This window comes from Allokutzneria albata, assembly GCF_900103775.1.
Taxonomy (GTDB): Bacteria; Actinomycetota; Actinomycetes; order Mycobacteriales; family Pseudonocardiaceae; genus Allokutzneria; species Allokutzneria albata.
This window is the reverse complement of record NZ_LT629701.1, coordinates 2,606,141-2,626,899: the sequence shown is the minus strand read 5'-3', so window position 1 is coordinate 2,626,899 and position 20,759 is coordinate 2,606,141. Positions and strand designations below refer to the sequence as shown.

Here is a 20,759-nt window from a genome sequence, read left to right as displayed (position 1 = left end):
GGGCGTGCGATCCCCTGTCAAGTACGTGGAGCGACGGAGCTCACTCCTGCCGTGAGGAAGAGGATGTCCCTGACCGTTGCCGAGATCACCGAGCTGCTGCGCGCCCGTGGGGAAGCGCAGGACCAGCTGTTTTCCGAGGCTCGTCGCTGCCGTGCCACGGCGTGGGGCGATGTCGCGGTCCTGCGCGGTGTCGTCGAGGTCACCAATCTCTGCCGGGTCAACTGCGACTACTGCCCGATGCGGCGCGACAACACCGTGTCGAACTCGATCTATGTGCTCGACGTCGAGCAGATCGTGGCGCGGGCGCGGGAGATCCACGCCGCCGGGATCGATGTCGTCTTCCTGCAGGCCGGCGAGATCCCGAAGACCACGAAGATCGTCGGCGAGGCCATTCCGCGCATTCGTGAACTGTTTAACGACAACGTTGAGATCTTGCTCAACCTGGGTAACAAGAAGCGCTCGGAGTACGCCTATCTGAAGGACCAGGGTGCGACCAGCTACATCCTGAAGCACGAGACCAGCGATCCCGCGCTTTATGCGAAGCTTCGTCACGAAACCTTCGCCTCGCGCATGCGGTGCATGGAGGACCTGCTCGACCTCGGGTACAAGGTCGGCACCGGCGCGATGGTCGGCCTGCCCGGCCAGAGCCTGGAGAGCGTCGCCGAGGACATCCTGCTGGCCAAGCGGCTCGGCGTGCACATGTCCAGCATCGCGCCGTTCATCCCGGCCCCGGGCACGCCGCTGGCCGACCACGCCTACGGCGACGTCGACGTGGCGCTGAACGCGATCGCCGCGATGCGGATCGTGGAGCCGACCTGGCTGATCCCGTCGGTCAGCGCGCTGGCCAAGACGCGCGGGGACGGCCAGCTGCGCGGGTTCCAGGCGGGCGCCAACGTCATGACGATCAACTTCTCCGACCCCGAGCACGCCGGGAAGTACCTCATCTACGGCAAGGACCGCTTCGTCGTCCGGCGCGAGCACGCCACCCGCGCGCTCACCGGCGCCGGGATGACGGTCACCGGGTCGCTGTTCCTGCGCGAGCTGACAGGCACAGGTGCGTGATGAGGGCCGACAAGACCGCGATCGTCATGGACGACCGGCGCATGACCTACGGCGAGCTGGACGAGCAGGTCACGCGCATGGCGCACCTGCTGCGCTCCGCGCTCGGCGCCGGGGAGCGCGTCGCCGTTCTGCTCGACACCTGCCCGGAGTACCTGGTCACCTGCCTCGCGGCGGAGCTGGCCGGGGTCGACTTCACCCCGGTGAACGTGCACCTCACCCCGGACGAGGCCGCCTACATCGTCAACGACAGCAACGCCCACGTCGTCGTGACCTCGGTCGGCGCCGCGGGACTGGCCAGCATGCTGGTCGACCTCACGCCGTCGGTGCGCAGGCGCCTGGTGGTCGGCGGTGCGCTGGCCGGCCACCAGGACTTCGCCCACGCCCTGGCCACCCAGCCCACCACGCCGCTGCCCGAGTCCGAACCGGGCCGGGTGGTCGTCTACACGTCCGGAACCACGGGGCGCCCCAAGGGAATCCACGCCGAGCGGCCGACGACGGGCGGCCCCGGCGACTGGTTCGTGCCGATGATGACCGAGCTGCTGGGCGGCGACCAGGACAGCGTCAGCCTCACCCCGGGACCGCTGCACCACGGCGCCCCGCTGCGGTGGTCGCGCGCGACCCTCAAGCTCGGCGCCACGCTCGTGCTGCTGTCCCGCTTCGACCGGCGCGGGCTGCTGGAGTCGGTGCAGCGGCACCGCGTCACGCACCTCCAGCTCGTTCCCGCGATGATGCAGCGCGTCCTCAAGCTCTCGCCCGAGGCGCGCGCGGCCTACGACGTGTCCAGCCTGCGCGCGGTGATGCACACCGCCGCGCCCTGCCCGCCGCAGGTCCGCGCCGAGTGGATCGACTGGGTCGGCGAGAAGGTCTGGGACGTCTACACCAGCTCGGAGGGCTTCGGCCGGGCGATCATCAGCGCCCGCGAGTCCGCGACGCGGCCCGGTTCGGTGGGCCGCCCGATCGGCTGCGAGATCCACGCGTGCGACGAGTCGGGCAACGAGCTGCCGCCCCGCCGCACCGGAGTCCTGTGGTTCTCCGGGCTCGGCGGGGCGCCGACGCCGAACCGCGTCAGCTACCACAACGCGCCGGAGAAGACCGCCGCCCTGTACAACCAGCGCGGCTGGGCGACGGTCGGCGACATCGGCTACGTGGACGAGGACGGCTACGTCTACCTCACCGACCGCAGGTCGGACACCGTGATCATCAACGGCGTCAACGTGTACCCGCGCGAGGCGGAGGACGCGTTGCTCGCGCACCCGGCCGTCGCCGACGTCGCGGTGATCGGAGTGCCGGACACGATGATGGGGGAGCGGCTGCTCGCCGTCGTCGAACCGGTCGACTCCGCGACTCCGGGTTCCGAGCTGGCCGCTGAGCTGATCTCCTTCTGCCGCAACAAGATCGCCGCGTTCAAGTGCCCGAGGAACATCGAGTTCGTCGACCGCCTGCCGCGCGGGGCCGAGGGCAAGCTGCGCCGTCGTCAGGTCCGCGACGCCCACCGCGCGAACGGCAGCCTCTCCATGGTGATAAGCCGTGACGAGGCGTGCGGTTGCGGCAAGCACAAGCGGGCGATGGCGAAGTGATGTTCCTGGGGCAGGCCAAGGACAAGGTCGTCGAACTGCTCGCCGAAGGCCGTTTCGGCGAGGCCCGCGAGCTGGCCTTGCGCTCTCGCGGTGCCTACCCCAAGCAGCGCGCGCTGACCGAGATCTGGGTGGCGGAGACGTTGTGCCGCACCGGGGACGACGACACCGCGCTCGCCGTGCTGCGGGACGCCCTGGACGAGGGGGTGTGGTGGTGGCACGAGCTCCTGGCGGTCAACCCACCGCTGCGCGGGCTCCAGGGACGCCCGGAGTTCGCCGAGATCGTGCGGCGCTCGGAAGAACACCGCGACCGCGCTCCGCGCGAGACCACGCCCATCGTGTTCGAACCGGAGGGCCCGCCGCGCGGTGTGCTCGTCCCGCTGCACGCGCGCGCTGACCGGCACAGCGGCTTCGCCCGCCGGTGGAAGCCCTTCAGCACGGCCGGATTCCGCGTCGTGGTGCCGCAGAGCAGCGAAGTGACCACTTCGGACGGTGACCTCGGCTGGATCGACGAGGGGCTGGCCCGCGCCCAGGTCGCCGAGCTGTGCGCTGACGTCGCGGACGGGCTGCCGCTCGTGCTCGCGGGATACTCCCAGGGTGCCCGGTTCGCCGCCGAGTGGAGCATGAGCGGTGCCGTGCCCGGGGCCACCGGCTTCATCGCGCTGTGCCCGCCCGACCACCGCATGCCGGAGATCACCGAGGCCACACGGCCCTCACCGTGCGTCGTGCTCACCGGCGAGCACGACGACGACCGCCCCGCGGCTGAGCGCTTCGCCGCCGGGCTGGCCGAGCGCGGGTTCGACGTGCGGCTGAACGTCATGGCGGACACCGGGCACACCTACCCGAAGGACTTCGGCGACCGGATTCACGCCGCGCTGGCGCACGTGTGCGTCAGCAGCACGTGAACGAGGAAGTCCTCCTGCGCCATCGGGATCTCGTGACCGACGCCGGGTAGCGGGACGAACCGGGCTCCCGGGATCAGCCGCGCGGTCTGCTCACCGTGCGCGAACGGGATGACTCCGTCGTCCGTGCCGTGCAGGACCAGGGTCGGCAGGCTGAGCCCGGGAAGCAGGTCGAAGCGCTCGCGCGAGCGCGAGATGGCCAGGCTGTGGTTCAGCGAGCCGTCCTTCTCGGAGCGGTCGAGCCCGGCCTCGACCCATGAGCGCGTCGCGACCTCGTCGAGCTTCGTGGCGCTCCCGGCGCACACCCGGATCAGCCCGACCCCGGCCTCCACCCGCTCCGCCCGCGTGGCCGGCGGGCAGGCCGCCGTGCGCGCGACGAACTCCGTCACCTTCGCGTGCCTGACCGGCAGGCTCTTCCAGTCGAAGGTCGCCGGGTCGAGGACGTCCGGAGTGGACATCCAGGACGTCAGCGACAGCACGCGCTCCGGGTGTTCGATCGCCATCTCCTGGCCGATCATGCCGCCCATGGACAGGCCGACCACGTGCGCGCACTCGATGCCGAGCGCGTCCAGCACCGCGAGCGCGTCGGCCGCCAGATCGCCGACCGTGTAGGGCGAAGCCGCGAAGTCCACGCTGTCGGACAGCCCGGTGTCGCGGTTGTCGAACCGCACGACGCGCCGCCCGCCCGCGGCCAGCGCCTCGCAGAAGGAGTCCGGCCACGCGGTGCCCTGGCCGCCGTGCCCCATCACCAGCAGCACCGCCGGATCGGTGGGATCCCCGAAGTCCTCACACCACAGCGTGAGACCGTTGTTCGTGATCGTGTGTTCCACACCGCCAGTGTGGAGCGGCAAGACCCGGGTCGCCGCCCTCTCCGCCCCTAGGTGCAGCGTGTTCGCCGACAGCGTGCACACACGCGTGTGTGGGCTCGTGTATGGGGGCACTGACAAGGATGCCGGGGTTCTTGGGAACCAGCTGACCTGGGGGCAGGCAGACATGTTGCGGATCCACTTCGAAGCGGACGACCTCGCGCGCGTGCGCGTGCTCGACGCACCCGACCCGCTGTGGGAGACCCTGCTCAGCGTCCACATGCTGCAGAAGAGCGACGGCGAGATCCCGTTCGGCCAGTGGCGCTCCAGGGTGCGCAGCCAGGCAACACCCTCCGTGCGCCTGCTGACCACGCTCGCACCGGCCCGCGGCTACTCGGCGGACTTCCTCACGCCCACGGTCGGGGCGAAGGACCTCTCCACCGCGCTCGACCGGCTGCTCAACACCTCGGGCCGGTTCCTGCACGAGGACGTCGCCGAACTGGCCGCGGACCAGCCGCTGCCCACCCCGGTCAAGCGCCTGGCGACCGGCGACTCCGAGGTGCTGGGCCTGCTGGACCGCACCGTGCGGCATTACTTCTCTTATGCGCTCCAGCCGTACTGGAACACGATGACCGCTCAGATCAACGCCGACCGGCAGAACCGGTTCCAGGCGATGCTGGGCTCCGGCGTCGAGGCCGTGCTCAACCACCTGCACCCGAGCGTGCGGTGGCGGTCCCCGACCCTGGAGGTCGACTACCCGGTCGAGCAGGAACTGCACCTCGGCGGGCGCGGCCTGACCCTGGTGCCGTCGTTCTTCTGCTGGAAGAACCCGGTCACGCTCAAGGACGCCAACCGGGACCCGGTGCTGGTCTACCCGGTCGAGCGAACACCGGGCTGGTCGGACCCGGCCCTGCGGAAGATGTCCGGCACTCGGTCCCTGGTCGCGCTGCTCGGCAAGACCCGCGCGATCGTGCTGGAGGCCATCGCCGCCCGGCCCGGGGTCAGCACGACCGAGCTGGCCGTCCGGCTCGCCATCTCGCCCGCGGGGGCCAGCCAGCACGCGACGGTGCTGCGCGACGCCGGGCTGATCGTCACCCAGCGCCGTGGCGGCTCCGCGCTGCACAGCATCACCGGCTGCGGCCTGTCGCTGCTTGAGGCCGCCTCCCGCTAGGCTCGCCGGGTGAGCACGCGCTACGAGCGGATCGAGTCCCACGACGGCGAGAGCTTCGACGCGTACTGCGCCGTGCCCGCCACCACCCCCGCACCGGGAATCCTGCTGTTCCAAGAGGTCTTCGGGGTCAACGACAACATGCGGGGCCTGGCCGAGCAGCTGGCCGGGCGCGGTTACGCGGCGCTCGTCCCGGACGTGTTCTGGCGGGTGCAGCGGCGGTTCGAGAGCAAGGACGAGTCGGGGCTCGCCGAGGGGATGACCCTCGCGCAGCAGCTGGACCACGCCCTCGTGGCCAAGGACATCACGGCCACCTTCGCCCACCTGTTGGCGATGCCCGAGTGCAACGGCAAGGTCGGCGGGGTCGGGTTCTGCCTCGGCGGGACGCTGGCGTACCTGTTCGCGACGCAGTCCCGTGTGGACGGTCGGGGGCCGGACGCCGTGGTGTCCTACTACGGCTCGGCGATCAGCGACGTCGAGACGGGCAGCAAGAAGATCGACTTCCCGATGCTGTTCCACTACGGCGCCAACGACCCCTACATCCCCCAGGAGCGGGTGGACGAGGTCGAAGCGGCCTTCGCCGGGCACGCCGACGTCCAGGTGCTGCGCTACGACGCGGGGCACGCGTTCTCCAACTGGGACGCGCCGTCCTTCTACGACAAGCCCGCCGCCGACCTGGCGTGGAGCCGGACCCTGGAGTTCTTCGCCAAGCACCTGTGAACGCCGGTGGCGTTTCCGTGCAAGTAGTGGTGTGAAGACGATGACGGACAAGGCGCCGCCCGCCTCCGCGGAGGACGATCGGCCGGACCTGTCCCACCCCGACCCGGCGGAGGCGTTCGGCGCGCTCTTCGACCGGCACGCGCGCCACCTGCACAGATACCTGGCCGGCCGGGCGGGGCCAGCCGCCGACGACCTGCTCTCGGAGACGTTCCTCGCGGCGTTGCAGAGCCGCGCCACCTACGACCCCGGCAGGGCGACGGCTCGCGCGTGGCTGTACGGCATCGCCACCAATGTGCTCCGCAAGCACGCGCGGCTGGGCAAGCGGCACCAGTGCGCCGTCAGCGCGGCCGAGCGGCTGCCGGAGCGCGTGGAGAGCCACGAGGGCCGTGTGGCCGAGAAGGTCGACGCGCAGACCCGCGCTCAGCAGCTCGCGGCGGCTCTGGAGCGCCTTGAAGATCGGGATCGGGACGTCCTGCTGCTGTCCAGCTGGGCGCAGTTGGACGCGGCTGAAGTGGCTGAGGCCCTCGGCATTCCAGTGGGCACGGTTCGGTCGCGCCTGCATCGAGTTCGTCGGCAGTTGCGCGTCGAAGCGCCGAAGGTGGGGAGCAAGGGCGATGAGTGAGAACGGTGCTGTGTCGACGATGTGGACCGATGCCGAGCTGGACGAGGCGCTGGCCGCGCTGAACGCGGAGGTCGACGCGCCGTCCGAGGACGTGCGGACGACCCTGCTGCTCGCGTGTCGCGAAGCCCCGCCCAAGCCGCGCCGCCGGTTCGCGTGGGTGGCCGCGTCGGCCGCTGTGGCCGTGCTGACCGCCGGAGTGCTGGTGATGCCCGGAGCACCGGGGGCAACGGCCGAGGCGGCGGAGAACCTGGGTGCCGCGGCGGCACGGGCGCTCGGCAACCCTGATGCACGCCCCGGACCAGGGCAGTTCTCCTACACCGCGACCCGGGAGTGGGCTCTCGCGAGCGCGTCGACCACGACCGGCAAACCCCTGTCAGTGCTCCAGGAGAGCCTGGTGCAGCTGTGGGTCCCCTCGGTTCGCGCCGAGCACTGGCTTGTCCGAAGTGGACAGACGGGCGCGCGGAAGTGGTTGGTTGGCAATGAAGATCTCGCGCGTGCCGAGGGTGACGGGGGATTGCTCGACCCGCGTGCGAACCGGGAACGGGTGCAGCGGGGGCCGTGCGGGGACTTCCCGGACTCCAACGGTGAACTCGGCGGCACGCCCGACGACGGCAAGCCGTGTGGTGAGCGCTACGGCCATTGGGAGGCACCGGCGCCGCGCTTCCTCGCCGACCTCCCGCGCGACCCCGACGCGCTGTACGAGCGGTTGCACAAGGACGCCCACGGCCGTGGCCCGGACGTGCTCCGCCTGGCCTCCGGCGTGCTGCGCACCGCCGAGACCTCTGCAGAGCTGCGCGCCGCCGTCTACCGCGCGCTGGTGAAGCTGCCCGGTCTGGACGTGACCGACAACGCGGCCAACCTCGACGGGCGCAGGGGGACCGCGCTCGGCCTCACCGAGGGCGACCTCCGCGACGAGGTGATCGTCGACACCGGCTCCGGCCGCTACATCGGACGACGAAGCGTGCTGGTCCAGCCGGGGACAGGGTTCTGGGCGGGGCTTCCGGCAGGCACCGTCGTGGAGTTCACCGCGGTGACCGTGGGCGTCACCGACCGCGCGGGCGTCGTGCCCACGAATTAGGACGGGGGGTGCCGTGCGCGCGGCTAGGCTCGCGGCATGACGACGAAGATCGGCTTTGCCGCCGCACGGTGACCGCCCTCAACGATCTGCCGGTCCTGATCGAGGGCTGGCAGATGGAATGCTGCGGCGCCCCGTTCTCGGTCGGCGACACGGTTTCCTGGCGTCTGCTGTGGGACCCTCTTCCCGACGTCGACCCGCCCTCGGAGATGAGCGTCGAAGCTCGCTTGGCACCACTGTCCCCACGGCCGTCCGGGTGCCCTGACGGCCTCGTGCCCGCCGTGGCGACCGCAGGGGTTTCGTCCGCGTTTGTCAGGGTTTCCGCGCCGCTCGGCGGACAGCATCACGCTGACCGGACTGCTGCGCGAGGATCACCACGTCGGTATTCCTCGCCAGGTGCCTCTGACGACGGGACTGGTCACGGCGGTGTGGCTGCTCTCGTGCGAGTTCCGGTTCGTGCGCGAGGGCTGGCAGGCCGCGGCGGGAACGACCCGCTTGGAGGAGAAGACCTCGCGAGCACCCAGGTTCATTCCGCGCACGCCGTTCGAGATAACCGATACGTCTCACCGCCAGATCACCACGATCCTCGCGACGGTGACCTGTGCATGATGGAAGGCGTGGACAGGCAGACGGTGTTCCGGCTCTGGCAGAAGCCCGCCGAGGTGTACGCCCGTGGATGCGACCTGCGCGCGGACGTGCGGCCGAAGCTGCACGACCACGACGCGCGCGGCGCCGGCCGGCCCACCGCCGTGGAGTTCGTGCGCGCGACCAACGCGCCGCGGCTGGCCGAGCTGACGCCGCTGCGGGTCGGGCGGATGCTGGCGTCGCCGTTCGCGTTCTTCCGCGGATCGGCCGGGCTGATGGCCGCCGACCTGGCGGGTACGCCGACCAGCGGGGTGACCGCGCAGATCTGCGGTGACGCCCACGCGGCGAACTTCGGGCTCTTCGGCACCAACGAGGGCCGGATCATCATGGACATCAACGACTTCGACGAGACCGTGCCCGGTCCGTGGGAGTGGGACCTCAAGCGGCTCGCCGCGAGCCTCGTCCTCGCCGGGCGCGCGGGCGGGGTCTCCGAGGACGGCTGCGCGAAGGCCGCGAAGGACGCCGTGCGCGCGTATCGGCGGACCATGGCGCGGCTGGCCGAGATGCCGTTCCTGGAGGCGTGGAACGCGCTCGCCGACGCGGCCACGATCGGCAAACTGAAGGCGGACGAACTGCTCGACGACTTCGCGAAGGCGTCGAAGAAGGCCAGGAAGAACACCAGCGCCAAGGTCGCGGCGAAGTGGACCGCGCGGGGCGAGGGGGACGAGGTCCGGTTCGTCGAGAACCTGCCGGTGCTGCGGCACGTCACGAGTGAGGTGGCGCGGAGCGTCGCCGACGGGCTGGCCGGCTACGTCGGCACGCTGCGCGAGTCCCGGCGCGGGTTGATCACCCGCTACGCGATCGCCGACATCGCGTTCCGCGTCGTCGGCACCGGGAGCGTCGGACTGCGCAACTACCTGGTCCTGTTGCACGGCAACGACAACGACGCCCTGGTGCTCCAGGTGAAGCAGGCCGCGCCGTCGTGCCTCGCGCCGTACCTGAACGTGCCGCCGCACGAGCACGAGGGCAAACGCGTTGTCGACGGCGCCCGCCTGGTCCAGGCGGAGTCCGATCTCCTGCTCGGATGGACCACAGTGGACGGTCGGCACTACATCGTGCGCCAGTTCCGCAACATGAAGGGCGACATCGACCCGACCGCGCTGCGCGAGGACCACCTCGACGACTACGGCAGGCTCGCGGGCGCGTTGCTGGCACGGGCGCACTGCCGCTCCGCCGATCCGCGCCTGCTCGCGGGATACTGCGGCGACGACGCCGAACTCGACGACGCGGTGGGCAACTACGCCGTCCGCTACGCCGACACCGTCGAGGCCGACCACGCCGAACTGCGCGCGGCCGTGCGGCGCGGCGAGCTGGACGCCGAGATCGAGGACCGCGACTGAATGGCTCGCTTGCGGTTCGGGTTCTCGCTGACCCCGCTCGACGAGGTCGCTCCCTGGGACGAGGGCCGTGGGTCGACCACGACATCGCCCGGTTCCAGGGGGACCTGTTCCTGCCCGCCGACGTCGAGCAGGCCCTCGACGACCCTGACTGCGAGGCCGCGCTGAGCTGGCGGACCGGTGACGAGATCACGCTGACCTGGGCGCACCAGGACCGGCCCCTGGTCCGCGAGACGGTTCCGGTCGCCGAGTCCACCGCAGTGATCGCATATCTCGACCGCGACCTCCGCCGCTGACACGACGAGCGGAGGCGCTGGTTCGGCAAGAGCGCAGCGCGCTCCACCGACACCGACCGGGCTGCTGTGCGTGCCGGAGCCCGCCTCCTCACGTGAGAATCCGCTGGCGCGGACGTGCAAGATGAGGAGGTGCACGAAGACCTCGCGGCAGCGCTGGAGCGCGTCGACCACGCCTTCGCGTCGTACCCGCGTCGCGCGGTGCTCGACGGGTGCCCGCACTGCTCGTCCCGGACCGAGGTGCACGAGCACGACCTCTTCTCGCTGTCGATCCGGCTCGGCAACACCGTCGGCGACCGCGACGACGTGAAGAGCTTGCTGCCGGTTCTGTTCCGGAGCCTGGTCGGCTCGGACGACCTCGATCCGGGCATCGTGCTGGGCAAGCTCGCGCAGGAGGAGTGGCGCACCTGGCCGCTGGAAGAGCAGCAGGCAGTTGACCAGTACCTGGACGCGCTGTGGCTCGCCCTGGTGAGCGATTTCCCTTCGCAGCTCGGCGCCTTCGCCGGTGCCGCGGACTTTCTCGATGCCGCCGCCCGCACTGGCGACGGCATCGAGCGATTCCTCACCGCCTGGGACACCACGGGTGGCGTCGAGGCGGACCGGCAACTCGCACTGCTGGTGAACGACTTCGACTTCCGCGCTCGTCGGCGCGGCGAGGTGCTCGTCGCGTGGTTGTGCCGCGAGTCGACCAGGGACCGGCTGATGGCGGCCTACGAGCGCGACTGCGACTGCTCCTGGGCGGGTGAACTGGCCGAAGCCCATGATCGGGTCAGCGGCTAGCCAACAGCGCCTCCACTGCGACGGCGGTCTCCGGATGGCGGCCGACCAGTTCCGCGCCCGACGGGGCACTGTCCAGCCCGAGCAGGCTCGCCACCGCGTCACACGTCGCGGGATGCGCGGCGAGCAGCGTGGCGCGCTGTGCGGACCGCCGCACCACGGGCGCGGGCTCGGCCAGCCACGGCGGCACCCACTCGTCCAGGGCGGCGAGCCGGCCGGGGAAGATCCGCCCGGCCTCTCGGATGAGCAGTGGGGCCAGCTCGGCACCACCCGAGCGCAGGGTGCTGATCAGCGTCGGGAGCCAGGGCAGCAGCACCGGGTCGGGCAGCAACCGGAACGCGTTGGACACCGCCTCCACCACGAACTCGGCCAGCCCCGGCACCGGCTCCAGTGCGTGCACGAACCCGCTGAGGTAGCGCGGATACGCGGGCACCACCAAGGGATTGCCGAGCAGGTCGTCGCACCGCGCCCGCAGCTCCGCCCGGGAAAGCGTCCCGAGGTGCACCTGCGCGGCCCACAACAGCGCCACCTTCTGCGGCTCCTTCGGGTGCGACTGCGCGAACGCCAGCTCCAGCTGCGTGCGATCGCACCCCAGCGACAGCGCCAGGTTCTCCATGCTGAACAGGAAGCTCAGCATCGCCGCGACGTGGTGCACGGTCGCGTCCTCGTCGGCGAACGAGGTCGGCAGCAACGTGCAGTAGTGCGCGTAGCCTGCCTTGACGAAGGACTCGATCCATTGCGGCAGAACGGGTTCGCTGGTCCGGTAGTACGCGAGCAACCGCCGTGCCCGCCGCAGCACCTCCGGGGCACCGTCGACGCTGCGCTCGGTTGTGAGCACCTCCAGCGCCCGCGTGCCCAGCTCGTCGGCGAGGCGTCGGCTGCGCAGGTACAGCGTCGCGTCCTCGACCGCCTTCAGGACGGTCGCGGCGGTCGCCTGCGGGTCGTACGCGGCGCGGCGGAGTCGTTGCTCCAGGACCTGCTCGACACTGACGCCCTCGTAACCGAGCTCGATCAGCGAACGCTGGTGAGTGCCCAGGGCCAGGTCCCACGACTCCTGGATCGGCTGTTCACCGAGCCGTCGCTCACCCATGATCGGTCGCACCGCGCCGTGCGGCATCAGGTACCGCAACATCCACAGCACGTCCGAGCACGCCTTCAGCTCCGGTTGCCCGGCGATGTCCAGCAGCGCCCGCCGCACCCCGCGCTGGTCGAGCTTGAGGTTCAGCGGCGCCAGCCGGTCGTGCACGTCGCGGGCCAATGGCGGCAGCGCGTCATAGCCGACCTGGCCGATCCGGTCGCCGCCCATCATGATCTCGACGAGGTGCCGCACGTCGCGGCGACCGGGGACGGTGTCCTTCTCGATGCAGGTGATCGCCGCGTCCTGGAAGTCGTACGGCGTCGGCTTGGCCCGGTCCCGCATCCCGGCCAGCAGGATCGAGGTCTCGTAGACCGCGATCGCGTCGGCGGTGGAGGCGAGGTAGCCGTTGCGCCGCGCCGCCCGCACGATCTCCACCGACCAGCCGAGCAGTTCGGCCTCGTCCAGGCGGTCGAGGACCGGTGGTCGCCGCAGGAAGCCGGAGAGCTTGTCCGAGGGCTCGGCGTCCGGCGCGGGTTCGGGCAGCTTCGCGGGCTTCTTCGCCCCCGCCTGCCCGACCAGCCGGAAGGCTTTCACCTTGGTGCGCTTGACGTTGTTCGCCCATTCCGTCGCGGCGATCGACACCGAGCCCCCGGCGAGCCCGAACTGCGCTTCGATCGCCGCGTGACTGGACGGGATCAGCCCGTACTGCCACGTGCTCGCGCTGCGCGGGCTGATCTCGAAGGTGTCGCTGCCGTGCAGCCCGAACTCGGCGACCCGGCTGACCGCGTGGAACGCGCCGCAGACGTAGAGCGCGTCGGCCGCGGCGATCCCCGATGCGGCAAGGTGTTCGCGCATCCGCGTCCACATGTAGCGCTCGCGGTCCTCGTCCACCCGGACCCGGCGCGGATCGCCGGGGGCGAGCCGCCGGAACAGGCTGCCGATCAACAGCATCACCTGGCGGTAGGTGTCGTGGTCGCTGTCGCCGAGCGGCAGCTCGACGTACTGGTGCCACCACTCCGACCAGTGCCGCACGCGGCCGTGGTGCAGCAGGTGCTCCTCCAGCTCGGCGAAGCGCGGCCGCAGGTCACCGATCTCCACACCGACCGCGTCGCCGTGCAGGCCGGACTCCTCTTCCGCGGCACCGGAATCCGTCCTGGGCCCGTCCCACTGGAAGACGTGGTCGGATGAGCGGTCGACGAGCACCAGCTCGACGCCGGGCGTGTCCAGCGCGTACGCGATCGCCTGGTACTCGGCCGACGCCTCGGTGATCGGCGCGACCACCGACAGCGGCGCCCACTCGGCCGGGAACCCGTCCACCTCGGTGGCGAATGCCTGCACGGCAACGGGAAGCCGGCAGTTGCGCAGCTCGGTCAGCAGCGGAGCCATGTCCTCGCACAGCTCCAGGTAGACGACCTTCGGCTGCTTCTGCCGCAGCCGCCGCGCCATCGCCACGGCCGAGGCGGGGGAGTGGTGGCAGACCGGGAAGATCTCCAGCGGCTCCCGCTCGGCGTGGGCGACGTCGTCGACGATGCCCAGGAGGATGCCCTCCAGCGCGTCGGGCCCGTCGGCGAGCGCGGCGGCGGCCTCCCGCAACCGGGTGCGGAGCGCGTCGAAGCTCATGAAAGGGTGGCAATCGCGTCGCGGCCGCCGTCGAGGAACTCCGGCCAGGCCCCGCCCTCCTCCTTGCTGCGCGGCTCGACGACGCCGTGCAGGTACTTGTTGAGGATCGCCAGGTCCTCCGGTTCGCGCCGGGCCAGCGAGCCGACGAGCGAGGACGCGAGCGCGCGGGCGGTCAGCGTGCGGTCGCCGAAGAAGTCCCCGTGCAGGATTGCGTCCTCCAGCACGCCGATCTGCTCGGCCGTGGACAGCGCGGACTCCAGCTTCTCGTCGTCGCTGCTCGCCGCGGCCGCCGACGCGCGCAGGTCGCCGAAGCTGCGCAGCAGCACGTCCAGCAGCGTCGGCGGCACCTCCAGCTCGATCTGGTGGCGGCGCAGCAGTTCCTCGGTGCGGAAGCGGACGATCTCCGCCTCGGCCTTCTTGTTCGTCACCACCGGGATGCGCACGAAGTTGAACCGCCGCTTCAGCGCCGACGACAGGTCGTTGACCCCGCGGTCGCGGCTGTTGGCGGTCGCGATGACCGAGAAGCCGGGCTTGGCGAAGACGATGTTGTCGCTGTCCAGCTCCGGCACGGAGATGTACTTCTCGGACAGGATCGAGATCAGCGCGTCCTGCACGTCGGAAGTGGAGCGGGTCAGCTCCTCGAAGCGGCCGATCGCCCCGGTCTCCATCGCGGTCATGATCGGCGAGGGGATCATCGACTCCCGCGACTGCCCCTTGGCGATCACCATGGACACGTTCCACGAGTACTTGACGTGGTCCTCGGTCGTGCCCGCGGTGCCCTGCACGACCAGGGTGGAGTTGCGGGAGATCGCGGCCGCCAGCAGCTCGGCCAGCCAGCTCTTGCCGGTCCCCGGGTCACCGATGAGCAGCAGGCCGCGGTCGGAGGCCAGCGTCACGATGGAGCGCTCGACGAAACTGCGGTCGCCGAACCACTTCTGCGGGATCTCCCGGTCGAGGCCGTCGGAGCGCTCCGAACCCAGGACGAACAGCCGCACCATCTTCGGGGACAGCCGCCAGGCGAACGGCTTGGGGTTGTCGTCGATCGACTCCAGCCAGTCCAGCTCCTCGGCGTACTTGAGCTCGGCGGGGGCGCGCAACAGGTCGGACATGTCGGCCTTTCTCAGGTGAGCAACGTCTTGAGTTCGCGGACGAGCTTGGTGATGTGGCCGGAGACCACCGGTGTTCCCAGCGCCTTGAACCGCTCCCGGAACCAGGGGTTGACCTCCTGGCGGCCGGAGCTGGTCACCGAGCCGACCGGGATGAACCTGACCCCGGAGCGGTGGACCGCCTCGATCCCCTCGAACAACGGCTGGGAGCGGTCGAACTCGTAGAAGTCCGAGATCCACACCATCACCGTGTTCCGCGGCTCGGTGATCTTCGGGCGGGCCATGGCCATGGCAACGGGGCCGTCGTTGCCGCCGCCGAGGTTGGTGCGCAGCAGGGTCTCGAACGGGTCGCGCACCCACGGCGTGAGGTCGAGCGCCCGGGTGTCGTAGGCGATCAGGTGCACGTCCACCTTTGGCAGCCCGGCGAAGATGGACGCCAGGATGGTGCAGTTCACCATCGAGTCGACCATCGACCCGGACTGGTCCACGACCACGATCAGCCGCTGCGGCGTGGTCCTGCGCGTGGTGTGCCGGTAGTAGAGGCGGTCGACGTAGAGCCGTTCCTCCTCCGGGCTCCAGTTGGTGAGGTTCTTCCAGATCGTCCGGTCGAGGTCGAGGTTGCGGAACACCCGCTTCGGCGGGATCGAGCGGTCCAGCGCGCCCACGGTCGCCTTCTCCACCTGCGTGCGCAGCACCTCGGCGACCTCGTCGACGTAGCGGCGGATCAGGTTCTTGGCGTTGGCCAGCGCCACGCCGGAGAGGTTGTCCTTGTCCCGCAACAGTTGCTCGATCAGCGACATGCTCGGGGTGAGCCTCGCGGCGAGCGTGGGATCGGCCAGCACCTCGCGCAGGTGCATGCGCTTGACGAGGTCGGCCTCCAGCGAACCGAGGTCAAGACCGGGGGAGGAACCCCGACCGGCGCGCAGGTCCCCGGCCTCGTGGCCCAGCGCGCGCTCCAGCCGGCCCGCGTCGGCCTGCCACCGCGCCAGCTGTTCCGCGGAGACCGAGCCGGAGCCGGAGGCGAAGACGTTGAGCAACACCTTCGACACCAGCGCGGCGCGGCGCACCTCGGCCTCGTTGTCCCGCTCCGCGCCGGGGTCCGGCGTCATCAGTCCGTCGAACTCGGCGGCCAGTTCGGGGTGGCGCTGCACGACCGAGTCCACGGAGACCTGCGGGTCCAGCAGGGTCGGCGGCAGCCCGATGTCCTCGACGACGGCGAGGCTCGACGATTCCAGCGTCGCCTGCTCCTCGTGGTCGAAGAGCCGGGCCAGCAGCCGCCAGTACAGGACCTGGCGGCGGTTGTCGTGGTGGGTCATTTCCGCAGCAACCTTCCGGCGCGCTCGCGCAGCAGGGCCGCGGCGTCCGTGGCCGCCTTCTCCGCCTTGACACCGGTTTTGTCCGTCGTGCCCCCGGCCCAAGCGCCGGCGTGCAGGGCGGCAGCCTTCTTGCGCACGGTGGTCTCGACGGCGAGCGGCTGGACGCTGAACACCCCGGCGTCCCACCGCAGCAGGCCGATGCAGGCGCTCGACGCCGCCACCGCCTCCGGGGTGAGCGGTCCGGCGGCCGGGATGCGATCGGTGTCCACGGCCAGCTCGTGCCCCGCGAGGGTGAATGTGTCCTTTGTGGACGAATAGCCTTCCAGGAAGACCGGCACGGCGATGCGCGCCGGGTGCCGGTCGAGCGGCGCGGTCACCGGAGCCGTCGCCGTGGACAGCGCGACCCGGGCGGTGGTGAAGGCGTCGGCCGGCTCGCCCTGGCGGGCGTGCTCGTCGTCCCAGATCAGGTCGCCCTCGACGGTGAGCGGCATCTCGGTCAGCGTCATCGAGTGCCCATCGCTGACCGCCGCGAGCAAGGACATGTGCGGGCGCAGCAGCTGCCAGATGCCCGCGCCGACGACCGTGTCCGGCTTCGGCGCCGAGACACTGGCCCGCACCAGGCGGGGCGCGCTGCCGTCCGCGGGCTCGAACACCGCGTGGACCTGCGCCTGCGCGGCGGTGGGATGTTCGTGCAGGTCGACACCGAGCGGCAGCAGGCGACCGGTGGCCGTCGTGGTCGGGGGCGTGTCCGCGGCGCCTGGCTGGGTCAGCAGCATCGCGCGGGACCACAGGTCCGCCCAGCGGCGCTCCGGCACGCGGTCCAGGGACGCGCCAGGGCAGGAAGCCGCGAGTTCGGCCGCGAAACCGTCGAGAAGCGTTGCCAGACGGCGTGATCCGGGCTCCTTGAGCAACGCGGAGACGACCTGCTCCGCCCCGGAGACCACGTCGTGGTCGATGCCTCGCCACCCCGAACGCGCCAGGTCGGCGAGCCAGGACCGCGCGGCGGCGAGCAGGTTCAGCGCGGCCGGTTCTCCTGACGTGACACCAGGTTCCTCACCGCGGGTCCGGCCGATCGCCTCCTCGACGCGAAGCACCAAGGCGTCGTGTGCGGCACCGAGCAGGGCGGTTCGCGCGGCGGCCAGCGCGACGAAGTGCTCTTCGCCCGCCGCTCCCGCAGCAGCCTTCTCCGCGGCCTCGGCGACCCTGGTGGCCAGTGGCGTGCCCGCGACGGCGTCCGCGAGTTCGAACAGGCCGGTGGCTTGGGGGCGGAGCAGTCCCGCGACGAGCGCTTGGTCGAACGCGTCGACGACAGTGAGGGCTTCATCAAGCCCCGCAACGGTGTCCGCGAGCACGTCGATGCGCATCACACCACCGACCTGGTCGGCGGGAACCACTGCATCTCCGGCAGCGGCGCCGTGGTCGGGGGGAGTTCGAGGTAGGCGAGGTGGTGCAGGAAGCGGCTGAACACAGGGGCCGCCGCGGTGTTGTCGCCCTGTGGAGGGCGTGCCTGGTCCATCGCGGCGGTGATGCTCGGCGCGTCCGCCTCCGCCACGTCGACCCTCAGGTGGCGCGCGACGCGCTCGGCGCCGTACTGCACCACGGCCTCGCTGATCAACGACCGGATGTGCTTGCAGAACATGCCGTGCGCACCGCCGCAGGGGCGGTTGTTGTTGGTACTGCACGCGAACTCGAAGCTGCCCGCGGCGACGGACGAGACGTAGACGCGCTCGATGTCCGAGCCGCTGGAGACGACCCCCTGCACGCGTCCGTCCGCCAGTTCCACGAACGGGACCTTCGCGAGCTTGCGCGGTCGTGCCGGCGGGATGACCCGCGCCGTGCTCGACCTCTCCGAATCTGACAACACACCATCTCCCGTGCCCGCTTCCACGCCTTGTCGGTGGAACGCGGGTGACCCTACGGGCGACCCCTGACAACGCCGGTCAAGATCATGTCGGCGCAGGTGGGGCGGTGTGCGTCGTCGGATGCCCGCGAGTCGAACGCGGTGACTCCTGATCCCAAACCAGGTGGGGTCGCCATGCCCCTCGCACCCGTGAGGGCCCGGAGCGCCCGAGGCGCGCTCCGGCCCGGTACCCCCGCCAGGACTCGAACCTGGGACCTCCGCGTTCGTAGCGCGGCGCTCTGTCCACCTGAGCTACGGGGATCGGCGTTCAACGAAGAAGCCGCCCGGATCGGTTTCCCGATGGGCGGCTCCCGTGTCATGACATCGTCGAGGTCATGGCGGGGAGCACGCGCGGGTGACGACCACGGCGACGGGCCGACGTCGCTGCGTCGGTCGCTTCGGCGTGCTGGTCATGTCCGCTCCTCGGCTTGTTCGGTGGAATCATCCTGGCCCGCGATGCCGAGTGCGTCAAACACTTATCCGGCACATCGTTTCGACGGGAGTGCAAGCGCGCCACGAGTCCGTTGCCCCTCTTCGCCGAGCCGCCCTACGTTCGAGGTCACCGATCTTGAGGGGGTGAACATGAAGCGTTCCAAGGCAACCGTCGTCGCGGGACTCGCGGCTCTCGGTGCGATCGTCGCGCCGGGCGTCGCCGGGGCGGCGCCCGCGCCCGCCGCACAGCTGACGATCGAGACGTACTGCGGCGGGACCGGAGTCATCAACGACCAGTCGCGCCAGATGGCGTTCCAGATGTACCTCACCGGTTCGGGGGCGGGGTGGCGTTCGTACAACGCCCACTACCTGAGCGGCCAGTTCTTCAAGTCGACGCACAACTCCTGTTAGGAGTCGGAGGACATGTGCCGCGCCCAGTAGGCGGCGTCCTCGTGGTAGGCGATGTCCAGGCCGACGATCCACACTCGCGGCGTCCGCCCATCCGGCCCGGGATCGGACCACTGCCGGTTCACCCGCGCCACCGCCTCGGCGCGGGTGAACCCCAGCTCGGTCACCATCTCGTTGACGATCTCGCGGCAGAACTCCAGAGCTTCCGCGTCGCCCGCGCAGGGGAACTCGCCGTGCGAGCGCAGCAGGGATTCGTGCACCAGCCACTCGTCCTCGCCTGTGGTTGGGCGAAGGGTGATCCTGTCGCGGACGTCGTCGGCGGTCAGACCGAACTCGTGGAGGAAACGGTCGAGGTAGTCCCGGGGGCCGACTGGCACGTAGCCGCTGTGGGTCCACTCTTGTGACAGCATCACGGTGCTCCGGCGTCTTCTCGGCTTCCTGGGCGCGCTGGTACCAGCGCGGGGTCGGCTTGACCTGGGGCCCCTTGCGTGTGTCCTCGGGCCTCACGGAGGGCACGGGATGAAACCCGGTCCTCGCGACAAGCGTATGGCACGCGCACCCCAGGTAAAGCTGACCCCCTCTTTCAGCGGCGGCCCGCGTTCAGTTTTCCGGCTAAGCGGGAGTATGTCCTCTGATGATTTTCTCGACGCGACCAAGGACGCCTGTCGGAAGCTGAACTCCGCGAAGGCTGAACTCGCGATCGTCCTCCGTCGCTACATGGACGGCGTCGCTGATCGTGACTACCAGTACATGGGGTCCGAGGTTGGTCCCGAGTTGGTCCTCGACCAGGTGAGTGTCCTTTCCTCGGGCACGCGGCGATCATCGAAAAGGACCTCCTGGATTATGCCCCGACGCGCACATTCACCTCGTTCGTCGTCATGCTCAGACGGTGATCCACAAATTCGACCCGCATGCCGCTGCCCGTCGCCACGACGAGAAACGCAAAGAACGGGGGTGGAGAAACGCAACCTCGATGACGGCATGTGCTCGATGCGGCTTCTGATGCCCGCCCTCGGCGCCGCGCTGACCTACGACCGCATCGCGCGGGCGCTCCCCAACGACGACCGCACCCTGGATCAGAAGCGCTGCGCTGTGGCGATGAATCTTGATGGCCAAGGAAACCTGCTCCCCAAGGGCAGGTGCGGGTCAACATCGCCATTCGCCGACCCCGTCACCGGCCGTGCGAAGAGAGCAGCGATGTCTACCGGCCGAGCCCCAAGCGGCGGGAGTTGGTCGCGGCCCGGTACCCGACGTGCACGGCGATCGGATGCCAACAGCCCGCGCACCGCTGCGATCTGGACCGTTGCTGTCCTTTGACGGGACGGATACGACAGTGCGGAATCTGCGGCCGAAGTGCCACCACCACCGGATGAAGCACGAGTCCAGTTGGAAGTGCGAGAACTTGCCGGACGGGCGGCACGTGTGGACGACACCGCGGGGCAAGGTCTATGAGACGGAGCTGGAGCCGATCGCCGACGCGGTGCCGTTCTGGCCGCGACTGAATCAGGATTTCTGTAGGACTCGGTTCCCTCGTCGACGCGTGCAGTGTCCACAGTGGATGCCGTGGAGCGCGCCTTCGCCGCACATCGACTCTAATCCCGTTGACGGCCTCCCCCGGGACTTCACGTGCCCCTGAAACGGGGGACAGGCGCGGAGTGGATCTGTGGTACATCGTTCGTGGCGTTGAAACCACTTGTGGCGTAGTGAGAGTCACGAGCAGTGAGCAGAATTGTGCGGGTGCTTCGCCTGTAAGTGGGGCAGAAACGCGGAAGGTTTAGTGAAACGTCAGCGACGTCCTCGACGGCGCTGTTAGCTTCGCCCAGGTCGGACACCCGGTGGGCAACGGGGCGGTCCGACCTGGGGAGATGACTGGGGGCTGCGGGTTCTATGGGATCGGACGGGTCGGGCGGACCCGGTT

18 protein-coding genes, 1 tRNA gene and 1 pseudogene are annotated in these 20,759 nt (G+C 70.3%); 12 read left to right on the top strand and 8 right to left on the bottom strand.

What is annotated here, in order from left to right:
- Positions 1 to 63: 63 nt before the first annotated feature.
- Genes BLT28_RS11760 through BLT28_RS11750 form a run of 3 tightly spaced genes read left to right on the top strand, consistent with a single transcriptional unit; the run spans position 64 to position 3,541 of the window.
- A complete protein-coding gene (locus BLT28_RS11760; protein WP_052407961.1) occupies positions 64 to 1,062 on the top strand; it encodes a biotin synthase BioB in 999 nt (332 codons plus the stop codon).
- Positions 1,062 to 2,639: an AMP-binding protein gene (locus tag BLT28_RS11755; protein WP_052407962.1), complete on the top strand. Its 1,578-nt coding sequence runs from the start codon at positions 1,062 to 1,064 to the stop codon at positions 2,637 to 2,639. Before BLT28_RS11760 ends, BLT28_RS11755 begins: the two co-directional genes overlap by 1 nt.
- Complete coding sequence (locus tag BLT28_RS11750; protein ID WP_156051577.1) at positions 2,639 to 3,541, top strand: alpha/beta hydrolase; 903 nt, start codon at positions 2,639 to 2,641, stop codon at positions 3,539 to 3,541. Before BLT28_RS11755 ends, BLT28_RS11750 begins: the two co-directional genes overlap by 1 nt.
- Here BLT28_RS11750 and BLT28_RS11745 read toward each other — a convergent pair.
- Positions 3,502 to 4,368: an alpha/beta fold hydrolase gene (locus tag BLT28_RS11745; protein WP_162184918.1), complete on the bottom strand. Its 867-nt coding sequence runs from the start codon at positions 4,366 to 4,368 to the stop codon at positions 3,502 to 3,504. The two genes, BLT28_RS11750 and BLT28_RS11745, sit on opposite strands and share 40 nt — an antisense overlap.
- Positions 4,369 to 4,531: 163 nt before the next feature.
- On the opposite strand from BLT28_RS11745, the gene BLT28_RS11740 reads away from it, so the two are divergent.
- From BLT28_RS11740 to BLT28_RS11705, 8 genes and pseudogenes are all read left to right on the top strand, one after another.
- Complete coding sequence (locus BLT28_RS11740; RefSeq protein WP_030432474.1) at positions 4,532 to 5,515, top strand: ArsR/SmtB family transcription factor; 984 nt, start codon at positions 4,532 to 4,534, stop codon at positions 5,513 to 5,515.
- A gap of 9 nt (positions 5,516 to 5,524) precedes the next feature.
- Complete coding sequence (locus tag BLT28_RS11735; protein WP_030432475.1) at positions 5,525 to 6,232, top strand: dienelactone hydrolase family protein; 708 nt, start codon at positions 5,525 to 5,527, stop codon at positions 6,230 to 6,232.
- Positions 6,233 to 6,272: 40 nt separating this feature from the next.
- Positions 6,273 to 6,854, top strand: a complete 582-nt coding sequence (locus BLT28_RS11730; protein WP_030432476.1) for an RNA polymerase sigma factor — start codon at positions 6,273 to 6,275, stop codon at positions 6,852 to 6,854.
- Entirely contained in the window at positions 6,847 to 7,932 is a 1,086-nt protein-coding gene (locus tag BLT28_RS11725; RefSeq protein WP_156051579.1) for a CU044_5270 family protein, read from the top strand. The genes BLT28_RS11730 and BLT28_RS11725 overlap by 8 nt, the downstream gene beginning before the upstream one ends.
- A gap of 8 nt (positions 7,933 to 7,940) precedes the next feature.
- Positions 7,941 to 8,093, top strand: a pseudogene (locus BLT28_RS42835) (DUF6578 domain-containing protein); the annotation flags it as partial.
- Positions 8,094 to 8,238: 145 nt separating this feature from the next.
- Entirely contained in the window at positions 8,239 to 8,538 is a 300-nt protein-coding gene (locus tag BLT28_RS11720; protein WP_157376069.1) for a hypothetical protein, read from the top strand.
- A complete protein-coding gene (locus BLT28_RS11715) occupies positions 8,538 to 9,914 on the top strand; it encodes a DUF2252 domain-containing protein (RefSeq protein WP_197684095.1) in 1,377 nt (458 codons plus the stop codon). The genes BLT28_RS11720 and BLT28_RS11715 overlap by 1 nt, the downstream gene beginning before the upstream one ends.
- Positions 9,915 to 10,336: 422 nt before the next feature.
- On the top strand, positions 10,337 to 10,984 hold the full coding sequence (locus BLT28_RS11705; RefSeq protein WP_030432480.1) for a hypothetical protein: 648 nt from the start codon (positions 10,337 to 10,339) through the stop codon (positions 10,982 to 10,984).
- On the opposite strand, the gene BLT28_RS11700 is transcribed toward BLT28_RS11705, so the two are convergent.
- The 6 genes from BLT28_RS11700 to BLT28_RS11675 form a co-directional block, all read right to left on the bottom strand.
- On the bottom strand, positions 10,974 to 13,679 hold the full coding sequence (locus tag BLT28_RS11700; protein ID WP_030432481.1) for a DUF5682 family protein: 2,706 nt from the start codon (positions 13,677 to 13,679) through the stop codon (positions 10,974 to 10,976). The two genes, BLT28_RS11705 and BLT28_RS11700, sit on opposite strands and share 11 nt — an antisense overlap.
- Positions 13,676 to 14,788 (bottom strand): ATP-binding protein, encoded by a 1,113-nt coding sequence (locus BLT28_RS11695; RefSeq protein ID WP_030432482.1) that lies wholly within the window; start codon positions 14,786 to 14,788, stop codon positions 13,676 to 13,678. The genes BLT28_RS11700 and BLT28_RS11695 overlap by 4 nt, the downstream gene beginning before the upstream one ends.
- Positions 14,789 to 14,799: 11 nt before the next feature.
- Positions 14,800 to 16,101 (bottom strand): VWA domain-containing protein, encoded by a 1,302-nt coding sequence (locus BLT28_RS11690; protein ID WP_030432483.1) that lies wholly within the window; start codon positions 16,099 to 16,101, stop codon positions 14,800 to 14,802.
- Positions 16,098 to 17,495 (bottom strand): hypothetical protein, encoded by a 1,398-nt coding sequence (locus BLT28_RS11685; protein WP_030432484.1) that lies wholly within the window; start codon positions 17,493 to 17,495, stop codon positions 16,098 to 16,100. Before BLT28_RS11685 ends, BLT28_RS11690 begins: the two co-directional genes overlap by 4 nt.
- On the bottom strand, positions 17,465 to 17,965 hold the full coding sequence (locus tag BLT28_RS11680) for a hypothetical protein (protein WP_231950759.1): 501 nt from the start codon (positions 17,963 to 17,965) through the stop codon (positions 17,465 to 17,467). The genes BLT28_RS11685 and BLT28_RS11680 overlap by 31 nt, the downstream gene beginning before the upstream one ends.
- Before the next feature lie 224 nt (positions 17,966 to 18,189).
- Positions 18,190 to 18,263: transfer RNA gene (locus BLT28_RS11675), tRNA-Arg, on the bottom strand.
- 320 nt (positions 18,264 to 18,583) lie between these two features.
- Between BLT28_RS11675 and BLT28_RS11670 the strand changes: the two genes are divergently transcribed.
- A complete protein-coding gene (locus BLT28_RS11670; protein ID WP_083383720.1) occupies positions 18,584 to 18,844 on the top strand; it encodes a hypothetical protein in 261 nt (86 codons plus the stop codon).
- Here BLT28_RS11670 and BLT28_RS11665 read toward each other — a convergent pair.
- Positions 18,841 to 19,251, bottom strand: coding sequence for a hypothetical protein (locus tag BLT28_RS11665; protein ID WP_030432487.1), 411 nt, complete (start codon positions 19,249 to 19,251; stop codon positions 18,841 to 18,843). The genes BLT28_RS11670 and BLT28_RS11665 overlap by 4 nt on opposite strands.
- Positions 19,252 to 20,759: the final 1,508 nt, after the last annotated feature.